The 14367-nt window shown below is 73.2% G+C and carries 12 protein-coding genes; 7 read left to right on the top strand and 5 right to left on the bottom strand.

From position 1 onward, the window contains the following. From OG990_RS22420 to OG990_RS22400, 5 genes are all read right to left on the bottom strand, one after another. Positions 1-1182 carry an aminotransferase class V-fold PLP-dependent enzyme gene (locus tag OG990_RS22420; protein ID WP_406077051.1) on the bottom strand — a complete coding sequence of 394 codons (1182 nt, stop codon included), beginning with the start codon at positions 1180-1182 and terminating at the stop codon, positions 1-3. A gap of 167 nt (positions 1183-1349) precedes the next feature. Continuing rightward, complete coding sequence (locus tag OG990_RS22415; protein ID WP_406077050.1) at positions 1350-2477, bottom strand: tyrosine-type recombinase/integrase; 1128 nt, start codon at positions 2475-2477, stop codon at positions 1350-1352. An 80-nt stretch (positions 2478-2557) separates the two neighbouring features. Then, on the bottom strand, positions 2558-3943 hold the full coding sequence (locus tag OG990_RS22410; protein ID WP_406081848.1) for a DNA-processing protein DprA: 1386 nt from the start codon (positions 3941-3943) through the stop codon (positions 2558-2560). Continuing rightward, positions 3853-5373 carry a YifB family Mg chelatase-like AAA ATPase gene (locus tag OG990_RS22405; RefSeq protein ID WP_406077049.1) on the bottom strand — a complete coding sequence of 507 codons (1521 nt, stop codon included), beginning with the start codon at positions 5371-5373 and terminating at the stop codon, positions 3853-3855. The genes OG990_RS22410 and OG990_RS22405 overlap by 91 nt, the downstream gene beginning before the upstream one ends. Positions 5374-5412: 39 nt before the next feature. Then, positions 5413-5772 (bottom strand): YraN family protein, encoded by a 360-nt coding sequence (locus OG990_RS22400; protein ID WP_406077048.1) that lies wholly within the window; start codon positions 5770-5772, stop codon positions 5413-5415. 315 nt (positions 5773-6087) lie between these two features. On the opposite strand from OG990_RS22400, the gene OG990_RS22395 reads away from it, so the two are divergent. The 7 genes from OG990_RS22395 (at position 6088) to rlmN (ending at position 14360) form a co-directional block, all read left to right on the top strand. Beyond that, complete coding sequence (locus OG990_RS22395; protein ID WP_406077047.1) at positions 6088-7257, top strand: hypothetical protein; 1170 nt, start codon at positions 6088-6090, stop codon at positions 7255-7257. A 512-nt stretch (positions 7258-7769) separates the two neighbouring features. Beyond that, positions 7770-8681, top strand: a complete 912-nt coding sequence (rpsB, locus tag OG990_RS22390; RefSeq protein WP_328424544.1) for a 30S ribosomal protein S2 — start codon at positions 7770-7772, stop codon at positions 8679-8681. 135 nt (positions 8682-8816) lie between these two features. Further along, entirely contained in the window at positions 8817-9644 is an 828-nt protein-coding gene (gene tsf / locus OG990_RS22385) for a translation elongation factor Ts (protein ID WP_406077046.1), read from the top strand. A gap of 161 nt (positions 9645-9805) precedes the next feature. Then, entirely contained in the window at positions 9806-10573 is a 768-nt protein-coding gene (pyrH, locus tag OG990_RS22380) for a UMP kinase (RefSeq protein ID WP_386989763.1), read from the top strand. 88 nt (positions 10574-10661) lie between these two features. Continuing rightward, a complete protein-coding gene (gene frr / locus OG990_RS22375) occupies positions 10662-11219 on the top strand; it encodes a ribosome recycling factor (protein ID WP_328424550.1) in 558 nt (185 codons plus the stop codon). A gap of 367 nt (positions 11220-11586) precedes the next feature. Further along, positions 11587-13098, top strand: a complete 1512-nt coding sequence (locus tag OG990_RS22370; protein WP_406077045.1) for a phosphatidate cytidylyltransferase — start codon at positions 11587-11589, stop codon at positions 13096-13098. A gap of 104 nt (positions 13099-13202) precedes the next feature. After that, positions 13203-14360: a 23S rRNA (adenine(2503)-C(2))-methyltransferase RlmN gene (gene rlmN / locus OG990_RS22365; protein ID WP_328424554.1), complete on the top strand. Its 1158-nt coding sequence runs from the start codon at positions 13203-13205 to the stop codon at positions 14358-14360. The last annotated feature ends 7 nt before the right edge of the window (positions 14361-14367 follow it).

Here is a 14367-nt window from a genome sequence, read left to right as displayed (position 1 = left end):
TCAGCGCTGGGCGAGCAGCGCCGGCAGCCGCACTGCCAACCGTTCGTACTCGTCGGCGGTGTTGTAGACCTGACCGGCGAGCCGCAGCCACCCCCGCCCGTTCCAGTTCGTCACCGCCACCTCGGCAGCCAGCCGCTCGCCGATCCGCGTCTGCAGCGCCCGCGCAGCGTCGATGGTGGTAGCCGTGCCAGCTGGCAGCGGAATGAGACGCAGAGCAACCCCCGGTCCGCCCGGGTCGGGCAGGTGGGCGGGGGACACCCCCAGCGCGTCGCCCACCACCCGCTGGCCGTACGCGGCGAGCGCGGCGTTGTGCGCCCGCACCCGGTCGACGCCGAGACTGCGCAACGTGAACAGGCCCGCCGGGGCTGCCAGCCAGGAGGTGTAGTCGAGGGTGCCCTGCCACTCGATCCGGGCCGGGAAGCCGGAGTCCTGCTCCCAGGAGACCACCAGCGGCTCGATCCGGTCCCGCCACGTCTCGGCCACCGCTAGCAGGGCGGTCCCGCGTGGGGCGTACCCCCACTTGTGCAGGTTGCCCGCCCAGAAGTCGGCACCGATGCTGCTCACCGGGGTCGGCAGCATGCCCGGCGCGTGCGCGGCGTCCACCAGCACCGGCACGCCGTGTTCACGGGCCACCCCGACGATGGCGGCGGTCGGGAAGAGCTTGGCGGTGGCCGAGGTGAGCTGATCGACGACGAGCAGCCGGGTCCGCCCTGGGCGCAGGCCGGCACGGATGGTCTGCACCACCTGCTCGTCGGTGGCGGCCAGCGGGACCGGCAGGACCCGGCTGACCGCGTCCGTCCGGCGGCACTCCCGCTGGATGGCCAGGCTCACCGCCCCGTACCCGTGGTCGGTGCTGAGCACCTCGTCACCGGGTTGCAGGCCCAGCGACTGGAGCACCACGGCGACACCGGTGGTGGTGTTGCCGACCAGGGCGCTGCCATCCGGGTCGGCACCCAGGAACCCGGCGAGGTGCCGGCGGGTGTGCGCGATCCGATCGACCAGCCCCTGGGTGAAGAAGCGCAGCGGGTTGCTCTCCATCTCGTCGCGCAGGCGCTGCTGGGCGCGCTGCACGCCGATCGGCACCGCCCCGAACGAGCCGTGGTTGAGATGGCTGACCGCCGGGTCGAGGGCGAACAGCAGGCGGGCGCCCGGGATCGGCTCGGGGGGTTGCGGGACGCTCACCCGATGAGCGTAACCGCCGGTCGATCATCACCGAGCGGTTCGCCAACCGGGCAGGGCCGGCGCCGATCCGCCGTGGCTCGGTTGGCTGCTCGTCGCTGGCTGCGGCCGCTGGTGGCGTTCGCTGTTGCATCTGCTGGGCTGCGTCAATGCGGAGCCGGCCGCCGGGGTCAGGCGCGGGGGTGGGCCTGGCGGTAGGCAGCGCGTAGCCGCTCCACCGAGACGTGCGTGTAGATCTGTGTGCTGGCCAGCGACGAGTGGCCGAGCAGCTCCTGCACGGCGCGCAGGTCCGCGCCGCCCTCCAGGAGATGGGTGGCGGCGGAGTGGCGCAGCCCGTGCGGGCTGGTCCGGGGCAGGCCGGTGGCCTCGGCGTACCCGCCGACGATCTGCCGCGCGGTGGTCGGGTTGAGCCGGCCGCCCCGGGCGCCGAGCAGCAGCGCGTCACCCGAGCGGGCGCCGGCCAGAATCGGGCGCGCCCGACGCAGCCAGTCATCCAGCGCCCGCTGTGCCGGCACCCCGTACGGCACCGAGCGCTCCCGCCCGCCCTTGCCGAACACCCGGATCACTCGGCGGCCGTGGTCGACGTCTCCGACGTCCAACCCGCAGGCCTCGCTGATCCGCACCCCGGTGGCGTAGAGCAGTTCCAGCAGCAGCCGGTCGCGCAACGGGACCGCCTCGGCCGCCGCACCTTCTGCCGTGCCAGGCGTCGCATCCGGCGTTGTCCCGTCCGGTGTCGGCCCGCCCGGCGTTGCGCTGTTTTGCGTGGCCCTGCTCGGTGTCGGCCCGCCCGGCGTTGCCCGGCCGGGCGTCTGCCCCGCCGGTGCCGGGCCGGCCGGTGTTTTCAGCGTTGATGTGGGGACGGGTGGCAGCCGGGTCGGTGCCTCGACCAGGGCGGCGGCCTGGTCGGCGCGCAGGACCGAGGGCAGCTCCCGGTGCGCGCGAGGGCTGGCCAGCGTGGCGCCCACGTCGGCGGGGAGCAGCCCTGCCCGGTGCGCCCACGCGCTGAACGCCCTCGCCGACGCGGCCCGCCGGGCCAGCGAGGTACGGGCGGCACCGGTGGTCCGCTGTCGGGCCAGCCAGCTTCGCAGCACGGACAGGTCCAGTTCGGCCAGGTCGACGCAGCCCATCCGGACGGCATGGTCGAGCAGTGAGACCAGGTCGGTGACGTACGCGCGGACGGTGTGCGCCGACCGGTTGCGGACCCTGGACAGGTGCTCGGCGAAGTCGTCGACCGCATCGCGCAGCGCAGGCGGCAACTCCTGGTGCACGGCCCGGGTGCCCCGGGCAGGCCGGCTCATCGCGGCCCGGCCGGCGGCGTCGCGGTGCGGGCCGGGCGATCGGCCCGCGCATCCCCGCTGACAGCTGGCACGGCACCAGCCTACGGCCGAGCGTCGTCCACCGCCGGCCGCGCCACTGTGGTCACCGCCGGTGTGTTCACCGCCCCTGTGGTCGGCGTTCCGTGCGCTGCTGCCGTCGGCGTCTCCGGTGCCGGCGTCCCGCGCTTGGGTCGAGTGGGCGGGGCGAGGGCGTAGCCGTCCTCGCGGCGGACGACCAGCGACAGTTCCTCCAGGAGGGACAGCTTGCGCAGCGCGATTCGCACCCCGACCCCGGCTCGGGCGGCGAGCCTGTCCACGCCCAATGCGCCTCGGCGGGGGAGCGCCTCCAGCAGCGATCGGGCATCGTCGTCAAGCCCGTCGGCCGGCCGCTGCGGGCCTCGCGCCACCGGGGCCAGGTCCGCGCCGATCCGGCCCACCTCCTCGAGCACGTGCCCCACCCCGGTGACCAGCCGGGCCTTGGGAAACTCGCGGAGCAGTTCGTGCGCGCCGACGGACATCGCCGAGGTCACCGGCCCGGGCACCACCATGGCCGCCCGGCCGGTGTAGATGGCCCGCCGGGCGGTCTGCGTCGCGCCGCTGCGCGCTGACGCCTCCACCACGACGGTGCCGAGAGTGCCGCCGGCGATCACCCGGTTGCGGATCAGGAACCGGGGCCGCAGCGGCTCGGCACCGGGCGGCCACTCGCTGACCAGCAGCCCGGTGTCGGCGATCCGGTCGAAGAGAGCGGTGTTGCCCACCGGGTACGGCCGGTCAAGCCCGCACGCCAGCACCGCGACCGTCAGCCCGCTGGCGTTGAGGGCGCCCCGATGGGCGGCCGCGTCGATGCCGAACGCGCCACCGGAGACGACGGTCCAGTCCCGCTCGGCCAGCCCGTACCCCAACTCGGTGGCGACATGCTGGCCGTAGCCGGTGGCCGCCCGCGCCCCGACGACGGCCACCGAGCGTTCCAGCGCCTCGCCCAGCGGCCAGCTCCCGCGTACCCAGAAGCAGAGCGGCGGGGCGGTCTCGCCGTCCACCCGCCTGGTGGTGTCCGGCAGTTGCAGGGTGGTCAGGCCGGCCACCCGGACTGGCCACTCCTCGTCGTCCGGGGTGACCAGCCGGGCGCCGAGCCGGTCCGCCCGGTCCAGCGCCTCGGCCGCCACCGCCCGAGCGTCGCCGGCAGCCGAGCGGGCGGCCACGGTGGTGTGCAGCCAGCCGTCCGGGCTGCCACCGTCGAGCAGCAGATCCAGCGTTGCCACCGGGCCCAGCCGCTCGACCAGCCGGTGCACCGCGCGGGTGCCCGGCTCGGCCAGCCAGGTCAGTGCGACCCGGGCCAGCCTGCGTTCCTCGTCGGTGCTCACGTCGCCTCCCCTGTCCGTAGTTGGATCGCCTCCCGGACGTCCTCCCGGTCCGGCCGGTCGCGGCCGTCCAGGTCGGCGATCGTCCAGGCCATCCGGATCACCCGGTCGAAGCCGCGTGCGGACAGCGAGCCGGAGTCGAGACGGCCGCGCAGCTCGGCGGTGTCCCGGGCGGGCAGCCGCCACGGCGGTCGGCGCAGGTGCGGGCCGTCCACCTCGGCGTTGAGCCGTCGCCCGAGGCCAGCCCAGCGAGTGGCCGCCGCCTGCCGGGCCACCGAAACCCGCGCGGCGACCGTGGCCGAGGACTCGGCGTCGCTCTCGGACGCCATCAGCTCCGCTGCCCGTACCGGCATCAGCCGCACCTGGACGTCGATCCGGTCGAGCAGCGGCCCGGACAGCCGGCCCAGGTAGCGGCGGCGGACCAGCGGCGTGCACTCGCAGTGCGCGTCGCCGGCCGGCTTCGCGCACGGACAGGGATTGGCGGCCAGAACCAGCTGGGTCCGGGCCGGATACACGGTGCCGCCCCCGCTGCGGGCCAGTTGGACGCGGCCGTGCTCCAGCGGCTGGCGCAGCGCCTCCAGCGCGCCCTTGCTGAACTCCGGCGCCTCGTCCAGAAAGAGCACCCCGCGGTGGGCCAGTGACACCGCGCCGGGCCGGGCCAGCCCCGAACCGCCACCGACCAGCGACGGCACGGTCGCGGTGTGGTGCGGTGCCTGGAGCGGCGGGCGGCGCAGCAGCCGGCCGCCCGGTGGCAGCAGCCCGGCGACCGAGTGCAGCGCGGTGACCTCCAGCGCCGCGTCGTCGTCCAGCTCGGGCAGGATCGACGGCAGCCGTTCGGCGAGCATCGTCTTGCCGGCACCCGGTGGGCCGAGCAGCGCCACGTGGTGCCCGCCAGCGGCGGCGACCTCCAGTGCACGCCGGCCCATCTCCTGCCCGGCGACGTCGGCCAGGTCCGGACCACCGGTGGCCGGCTCCGGAATGTCCGCTGGGGGTTCGATCAACGGGCTGCCGTCCCGGACGAAGGCGACCAGGCGGTGCAGGTTGTCCACCGCTCGTACCCGTACCCCCGGGATGACCGCCGCCTCGGCGGCGTTGCCGGCCGGGACGATCACCCGCCCGATGCCCTCCCGTGCGGCGGCGGCGACCATCGGCAGCACGCCGCGCACCGGCCGGACCGTCCCGTCCAGGCCCAGCTCGCCGAGGACCACCACGCCCTCCAGGGGGAGCAGCGGCAACTCACCCGAGCCGCCCAGCAGCGCGGCGGCGATGGCCAGGTCGAACGCCGAGCCGAACTTCGGCAGCGTCGCCGGCAGCAGGTTCAGGGTGATGCGCCGGTTCGGCCAGCGCTGGCCGGAGTTGACCACGGCGGCGCGGACCCGGTCCCGGGCCTCGTGCAGGGCGGTGTCCGGCAGCCCGGAGATCACCACCGCCGGCAGGCCGGCCGCCAGGTCGGCCTCCACCTCCACCAGGTGACCGGTGACCCCGACCAGCCCCACACAGAGCACCTTCGCATAGCTCACGGCGCGTCACCGCCGACCCGCTCTCCCGCAGCCTGCATCTCAGAAGGCGCCCTTCAAGTGGTCGACGAGGGCCGGACCGGCGTCGGGCAGCCGCACCGAGAGCACGTCGAACCGCACCTCGTCAGCGGTCGTCCCGGTCTCGGCCAGCCAGCGCGCGGCGAGCCCGCGCAGGCGGCGGGCCTTGGCCGGCACAACCGCCTCGGCCGGGGTGCCGAAACCGTCGCCCCGGCGGGTCTTCACCTCGCAGAAGGCGAGCACCGGCCCGTCCCAGGCGATGATGTCGATCTCCCCGTCCGGGCAGCGCCAGTTCCGGGCGATTGGCCGTAGTCCCGCGCCGATCAGGTGCCGGGTGGCACAGCGCTCGCCGTACGCGCCGACCGCCTGGTTCCGCTTCGTCATGGCCGGCACGGTGCCCCCCGAGGCACACACACCGCGACCCTTCCGGTGGACGGCTGTGGATGACGGGCGTCATGTGGACAACCGGACGATCAAGCCCGCCCTGTGCTAGGCGCACGTGGGAACGCGGGATCAGCGTCTGGCGTTCCTCGCCGATGTGGACCTGCTCTGGCGGCCGGACCGCTGAGCCGCCGCGTCACCACCCACCTTGCGTGACCTGCCCGCACCGCGTCGCCGCACGCGTGGAGGGGTCAGCAGCGGTGGCGGCGGGCGGGGCTGAAATGGCGCGGTCGCGGCTGGTCGCATACGGTGCCGGACGTGGACGGACGACGGAGCTTTCCGGAAGATCAGGAGTCTCGCTGGAATCCCGACGAGCGGGGTCGCGGCTACGGCGAGTCGGAGTGGCGTGGCGCGGGCGAACCGCGGTACCGGGACGACGAGGTTCCCGAGCAGCGCGGTGCCGACGAGGGGCGCTACGGCGAGGACACCGGTGCGGGTCGGCGCCGGGAGTCGGCTCGGGTCGGCTCGACCGGGACCGACCTGACGCCGCCCGAGAGCACCTCGGGCCGGTTCGCGGCGGTGCCCGACCGGCTCGGCGAGCCCGACTCCGGCCGCTTCGGCGCGGTGGACACCGGTCGCTTCGGTACGCCAGAGCCCGACTCCGGCCGCTTCGGCGCGGTGGACACCGGTCGCTTCGGTACGCCAGAGCCGGACTCTGGCCGCTTCGGCGCCGTCGACGCTCAGGCTGGCCGCTTCGGTACGTCGGAGCCTGAGTCGGGACGGTTCGGCGTGGTCGACCCGTTGAGTGACGGCCGGCCGGAGGCCGACGGTTACCGGGCGACCCGTTCACGGCGGGCAGAGCGTGACCCGTCGGAGGTCTCCGGTGAGCTACCCGGGCGGCGGGCTGCCCGGGACGCGGCGTCGGCGGGCTCGCCGCTGGTCGCCGGCCGGGAGTCGACGCCGCCGACCGGCGCCCGCGAGGCGGCACCCGTCGGCGACCCGGCGGCCGGTCTGCTCGCCGACCAGACTCGTCCGGCCCCGCTCGGCGGGTACCCGATCGTCGAACCGGCCCGGAGCGGCGATCAGCCGCATCCGCTGGAGATGCCGACCGGTCCGATGGCCCCGGTCGGCCCCCGGGGCGGCGATCTGCCCGCGGGGGAGCCGCCGGCGTACCCGCCGGTCGCCGACGGCGTCTACCGGACCCGCCGCCCGGCACTGGCTGCGCTCTTCACCCTGCTGGTGCTGATCTTCGAGGTCCCGGCGCTGCGGGTGCTACTGGCCGGTGTGACCGGTGATCCGCTGTCGGCCGGGAACGTGGTGACGGGCATCGCCCTGGTCGCCGGTCTGCCGATCCTCGCGACCGGGCTGTATGGGCTACGAACCGGCGGTCTGGCACTCTCCGACGGCCGGGGCTGGCTGCGCCCACCGGCGGCCTACCTGATTGCCGGCCTGGTGCTCTTCGTCGCCGCCGCGCTCGCCGCCGGCTGACCCGCCGCGGCCACTCCCGGGCGGGCCGCACCGCTCGGGAGTGGCCGCGCCCGCGCCGCGTCGGACCGGGCCGGGCCGTGTTGGGCCGGGCCGTGCCGTGTTGGGCCGGGCCGGGGGCCGCGTCGGACCGGGCCGCGGCCCGGCCACGCCAAGCCGAAACTGCATGATCCGCGCAACATCCTGGAAAGAGTGGCCTCGGGGGACGCGGAGGCCACTCTTTCCTGGAAGTAGTGCGGATCATGCAGCGCGGCGGGCGGACGGGGCCGGCGGGGGCCGTGCGGCCAGAGTGGGGCGGCGCGCACCCCGGGGCGGTCGGACGGGTGAGGGGCGTACACTGCCAACTGGCGACCGCCTTGCGCGGTCGACCTCGCGCGCCCTCTCCACGAATCGTCGTGGAGCGACGGCCTCCCTGGTCCCGATCTTGTCGGGAGCACCATGGCCGGCGACCAGGCGCCAGGACGCCCGGCCACCGGCCGGGCGTGACAACCAGGGATCTTGAGGAGTACCCCACCATGGCCGTCGTGACCATGCGCCAGCTGCTGGAGAGCGGTGTCCACTTCGGGCACCAGACCCGGCGCTGGAACCCGAAGATGAAGCGCTTCATCATGACGGAGCGCAACGGCATCTACATCATCGACCTGCGCCAGACCCTCGACTACATCGAGAAGGCGTACGAGTTCGTCCGTGGCACCGTCGCCGAGGGCGGCAGCATCCTGTTCGTCGGCACCAAGAAGCAGGCCCAGGAGGCTATCGCCGAGCAGGCGACCCGGGTCGGCCAGCCGTTCGTCAACCACCGCTGGCTCGGTGGCATGCTGACCAACTTCCAGACGGTGTACAAGCGGCTCCAGCGGATGAAGGAGCTGGAGGGTCTGGGTGACCTGAGCGGCACGGCCGCCGGGTACACCAAGAAGGAGACGCTGCAGCTCTCCCGCGAGAAGATCAAGCTCACCCGCACGCTGGGTGGTCTGCGGGACATGCAGAAGCTGCCGGCCGCGGTCTGGATCGTCGACACCAAGAAGGAGCACATCGCCGTCGACGAGGCCCGCAAGCTGGGCATCCCGGTGATCGCGGTGCTCGACACCAACTGCGACCCGGACGAGGTCGACTTCCCGATCCCGGGTAACGACGACGCGATCCGCTCGGCCGAGCTGCTGACCAAGGTCGTCGCCGCCGCCGTCGCGGACGGTCTGATCGCGCGTTCCGGCCGCCGTCGGGGCACCGACGAGAAGCCCGAGCCGGGTGTCGCGAGCGACGAGCCGCTGACCGAGTGGGAGCGCGAGCTGCTCGAGGAGCCGAAGAAGGCCGACGAGTCGGCCGCCCCGGCCGAGCAGCCGGCGCAGGCCGCCACCGAGCAGCCGACCGCCGCCCCGGAGCAGCCGGCGCAGGCCGCCACCGAGCAGCCGGCGACCGCCACCGCGGAGTGACCGCCCCGTCGCTGCCCCGCCGTCCGTTTTTTCGTACGGCGGGGCAGCGGCGGTATGCCGGGCACGATCGGCCCGGATCCGGGTAACCGGCACCTCTGACCATCCACACGCCGTCTCAACACCGAAGAGAGAGCCATGTCCCAATTCACCGCCGCGGACGTCAAGAAGCTCCGCGACCTCACCGGCGCCGGCATGATGGACAGCAAGAAGGCGCTGACCGAGGCCGAGGGCGACTTCGACAAGGCAACCGAGATCCTGCGCGTCAAGGGCGCCAAGGACGTCGGCAAGCGGGCCGGCCGGACGGCCGCCAACGGCCTGGTGGCCCACTCCGGCCAGGCGCTGCTCGAGCTCAACTGCGAGACCGACTTCGTGGCCAAGACCGACTCGTTCATCGCCCTGGCCCAGCAGTTGGTCGAGCACGGCGAGCGCTCCGGCGTGAACAGCGCCGAGGAGCTGCTGGCCAGCGAGCTGAACGGCAAGCCGGTCGCTGACCTGATCCAGGAGCAGTCCGTCAAGATCGGCGAGAAGCTGGTGCTCAACCGCTTCGCCAAGCTGGACGGCACCACGGCCGTCTACCTGCACCGCAAGGCCCAGGACCTGCCCCCGGCGGTCGGCGTGCTGGTGCAGTACTCCGGCAAGGCGGACGAGGCCGGCGACGCCGACGCTCGTGGCGTCGCGATGCAGATCGCCGCGATGCGGCCGAAGTACCTCACCCGTGACGAGGTGCCGGCCGAGGTCGTCGAGTCCGAGCGGCGCATCGCCGAGCAGACCGCCATCGAGGAGAACAAGCCCGCGGCGGCGCTGCCGAAGATCGTCGATGGCCGGGTGAACGCCTTCTTCAAGGACTACGTCCTGGTCGAGCAGTCGTCGGTCACTGACAACAAGAAGTCGGTGAAGCAGGTGCTGGCCGAGGCCGGCATCGAGGTCACCCGCTTCGTGCGGTTCGAGGTCGGCCAGGCCTGAGCCGCCACCGGGCGCCGCAGGCGCCCGTGGGCAGGAAACGTCGACGAGGAGGCCGCCGGTGTACGTGACAGGCACCGCGGCCTCCTCGTCACATAAGGTCGGCAGCGGCAGGTTCGCTGTACGCGGCGCACGGGGCGTGCGCGTGGGGAAGGGCGGGGCGGATGACGCAGGTTGTGAGTGACCGGACGCTGGCGGCGGACGATCCGACGGCACCGCCGCCCGGGCGGGCCCGCCGGGTGGTGCTGAAGCTCTCCGGTGAGGTGTTTGGTGGCGGCGCGATCGGCGTCGACCCGGACGTCGTCCAGGCCATCGCCCGGCAGATCGCCACCGTGGTCCGCCGCGGTGTGCAGGTCTCCGTGGTGGTCGGCGGCGGCAACTTCTTCCGCGGCGCGGAGCTGCAGAAGCGCGGGATGGATCGGGCCCGCGCCGACTACATGGGCATGCTCGGCACCGTGATGAACTGCCTCGCCCTGCAGGACTTCCTGGAGAAGGAAGGCATCGAGACCCGGGTGCAGAGTGCCATCACTATGGCCCAGGTCGCCGAGCCGTACATTCCGCTGCGGGCGATCCGGCACCTGGAGAAGGGCCGGGTGGTCATCTTCGGCGCCGGCGCCGGGATGCCGTACTTCTCCACCGACACCGTTGCCGCTCAGCGGGCGCTGGAGATCCGGGCTGACGTGGTGCTGATGAGCAAGAACGGCGTGGACGGCGTCTACACGGCCGACCCCCGGATCGACCCCACCGCCCGCAAGCTCGACTCGATCACCTTCTCCGAGGCGCTGCGCCGCAACCTGCGGGTGGCCGACGCGGCCGCGTTCAGCCTCTGCATGGAGAACGGCCTGCCGATGCTGGTCTTCGGCGCGCAGGGTGACGACACCATCATCCGCGCGGTGGGTGGCGACAAGATCGGCACCCTGATCACCGCCTGAGCCCGGCCCCGCCCGCGGCGACGGCAGCAGCGGTCCCGGCGACTTTCAGCAGAGCCCACGACGAGCACAGAAGGAGGCGAGGAGACCGGTGATCGACGACACCCTCCTCGAGGCCGAGGAGAAGATGGAGCGTGCGGTGGAGCACGCCAAGGAGGAGTTCGGCGCCATCCGTACCGGTCGCGCCAACCCCGCCATGTTCTCCAAGATCATTATCGACTACTACGGTACCCCGACGCCGCTGACCCAGATGGCGTCCATCGCGATCCCCGAGCCGCGGATGGCCATCATCAAGCCGTACGACAACTCGCAGATCAACGCGATGGAGAAGGCGATCCGCGACTCGGACCTCGGGGTGAACCCGAACAACGAGGGCACCCAGCTGCGCATCCTGCTCCCGCAGATGACCGAGGAGCGCCGCCGCGACATGATCAAGGTGGCCCGGCACAAGGGTGAGGAGGCCAAGGTGGCGATCCGCAACGTCCGCCGCCGCGGCAAGGAGGAGCTGGACCGGATCGTCAAGGACGGCGAGGCCGGCGAGGACGACGGTCGCCGCGCCGAGAAGGAGCTGGACGACCTGACGCAGCGCTACGCGGCCAGCGTCGACGACCTGGTCAAGCACAAGGAGACCGAGCTGCTGGAGGTCTGACCTCCGGCCCGGCATCCGCCGGGTGTGCAGTCGACGTGAGGCCCGACCCCATTCGGGGACGGGCCTCTTGCCGTCTGGTCAGGGAGGGATCCGGCCGGTCAGCGAGGGATCCGCCGGTCCGGGTGGGCCCTGGCCGGCGCCGCCTTCGCCCCGCTCGCTGCCAGGGCGGGGAGGCGGGGGCGCCATCGTCCACCTCGCGCCGGAGGCCGGTGCAGTAGGCTCGGCAGGATTCCCGGCCACCGGGCGGTGAACACCGGGAATCGACCGACCGTCGGGGCGGTCAACCGGAGGAACAAAAGTCGCGCGTGTAGGGGATGCTTGTGGTCTTGCGTCATGTGGTGGTACTCGTGCCGCGTCGCGGTGCGTGATGTCCCACCCCGACCCCTACAGCAGCGAGCCTCGTAGCTGGGACCGGCCGGAGCACCCGGTGGCCCTGCCCTGGCCCGAGCCGGAGTTCGAGCCGGGCCATCGGAGCCGCCGTCCGGCTGCCGGCGCTGAGCTGTATGCCGAGCCGCGCACCCGCCCGTCGGCCGACCCGTACCCCGCCGACCCGTACGCGGCTGAGCCGTACCCCGCCGGCCCGTATCCCGCAGAGCCGTACCCCGCCGGCCCGTATCCGGCAGAGCCGTACGACGAGCCCGGCCGGCCGGTCCGCCCGGACGACCGGGACCGGCACGACCGCTTCGACGGCCGGGGCCGGTACGAGGACGACCGCAACCAGCCGGACCGGTACGACGAGCGGGGCCGTGTCGGCCAGTACGACGCCCGACCGCCCGCTGGCGGCGACGGCCCGGCCCGTTTTGACGGCCCCGAGCGTTACGACGCCCCCGAGCGCTACGACGGGCCTGACCGTTACGACGGCCCGATGCGCCACGACGACCGCGATGGCCCGGTCCGGTACGACGACGATGCCGGGTATCCGACCGCACAGCTCGAACCGGTGCGGGACGACCTCGGGCCGGACCAGGACCCGGCGACCGAGTCGGAGCCTCCGCCCGGCCGGCGGTCGAAGGGCCGACGCCGCGCGAGCGCCGACCGACCGGCCACCCAGCAGGGGGGCACCGGGCGGGCTGGCCGGAACCTGCCGGCGGCGATCGGGGTGGGTCTCGGTCTCGGCGCGTTGATCGTGGTGCCGCTGGTGTTCTACCCGCTGGCGTTCCTGTTCGTGATCGCCGCAGCCGTCGGCGTCGGTATCTGGGAGATGGCCCGGGCGGTCCGGCGCAGCGGCGCGCACCCGCCGCTGGTGCCACTGATCGCTGGCGGCGTGTTGACCGTGGGTCTGGCCTGGTTCGCCGGCCCGGACGCGCTCAGCCTGGGGCTGCTGGTCACCGTCCTGGGCACCATGATCTGGCGGTTGGGCGATGGCCCGGCCGGTTTTCAGCGGGATCTCACCGCGGCCACCCTGATCGCCGTCTACGTGTCGTTCCTCGCCGGATTCGCGGCGCTGCTGGCGGCGGCACCGGACGACGGCCCGCTGCGCATCCTGGCCACGCTCATCGCGGTGGTCCTCTCCGACACCGGCGGCTACGCCGCGGGCGTCTCGTTCGGTCGTCACCCGATGGCGCCGTCGATCAGCCCGAAGAAGTCCTGGGAGGGCTTCGCCGGTTCGGTCACCGCGGCGGCGCTGGGCAGTGCCCTGCTGTTGTGGCTGATGTTCGACGTGGCTCTCTGGTGGGGTGCGGTGTTCGGGGTGGCCGTCTCCTGCGCGGCGGTCCTCGGCGACCTCGCCGAGTCGATGATCAAGCGCGACCTCGGGGTCAAGGACATGAGCAACCTGCTGCCCGGCCACGGCGGGCTGATGGACCGACTGGACTCGATCCTCTTCGCGGTGCCGACCGCGTACCTGTTGCTGGCGATCTTCGTGCCGTTGGTGAAGTGAGGCATGGAACACGTCGGCGCGGTCAGCCCGATCCAGCGGTCGGGGCCGGTTCGACACCTCCGGACAGGTACGTGTCGCCGATGGCGTGACACACTGGACCAGCCATGACGAGCCTGCCGTTGATCCCCGCCACCTCGGACGCCCCCGCCGCACGCCGAGCCTCGATGCCACCTCAGCACCTCGCTGACCTGGACCTTGCCGGCCGCCAGGCGCTGGTCGCCGGCCTGGGCGAGCCGGCCTTCCGCGCCAAGCAGGTCTCCAACCACTATTTCGGGCGGCTGGTCCGCGACCCGCAGGCGATGACCGACCTGCCGGCGGCGACCAGGGAGCGGCTGGCCGACCAGTTGCTGCCCAAGCTGCTCACCCCGGTGCGGGAGCTGGCCTGCGACGATGGCGCGACCCGCAAGGCGCTCTGGCGGCTGCACGACGGCTCGCTGGTGGAGAGCGTGCTGATGGGCTACCCGGACCGGGTCACCGTCTGTATCTCCAGCCAGGCCGGCTGCGGCATGGCCTGCCCGTTCTGCGCCACCGGCCAGGCCGGGCTGACCCGTAACTTGTCCACCGCCGAGATCGTCGACCAGGCGGTGTACCTGGCGGGGGTCGCGGCCTCCGGCGCAGTCGCCGGCTCTCCGCCGCGACTGTCGCACGTCGTCTTCATGGGTATGGGCGAGCCACTGGCCAACTACTCTCGGGTGATCGGCGCGATCCGTCGCCTGGTCAGCCCGGCTCCGGAGGGGCTCGGCCTGTCCCAGCGGCACATCACCGTTTCCACGGTCGGCCTGGTTCCGGCCATCCACCGACTGGCCAGCGAAGACCTCTCAGTGACCCTTGCGCTGTCGTTGCACGCGCCCGATGATGATCTGCGCGACGAACTCGTGCCGGTAAACCAGCGCTGGAAGGTAGCCGAGGTGCTGGACGCAGCGTGGGACTACGCCGCCCGGACGGGCCGTCGCGTGTCGATCGAGTACGCGATGATCAAGGACGTGAACGACCAGCCGTGGCGAGCCGACCTGCTCGGGCGGCTGCTGGCCGGCAAGTTGGCGCACGTGAACCTCATCCCGCTCAATCCGACGCCGGGCAGTCGCTGGGACGCGAGCTCGAAGCCGGTTGAGCGGGAGTTCGTCCGGCGGTTGCGCGACGCCGGGGTGTCCACCACCGTACGGGACACCCGAGGTCGCGAGATCGACGGCGCGTGTGGCCAGCTCGCCGCCGCCGAGGACACCGACACCGACACCGACCGCGCCGGAGAGGCACCGGCGTGACCGGGCG

The sequence above is a fragment of the Micromonospora sp. NBC_00858 genome, from assembly GCF_045207365.1.
GTDB lineage: Bacteria > Actinomycetota > Actinomycetes > Mycobacteriales > Micromonosporaceae > Micromonospora.
The sequence above is the reverse complement of the archived record's forward strand: the minus strand, read 5'-3'. Positions and strand labels throughout refer to the sequence as shown.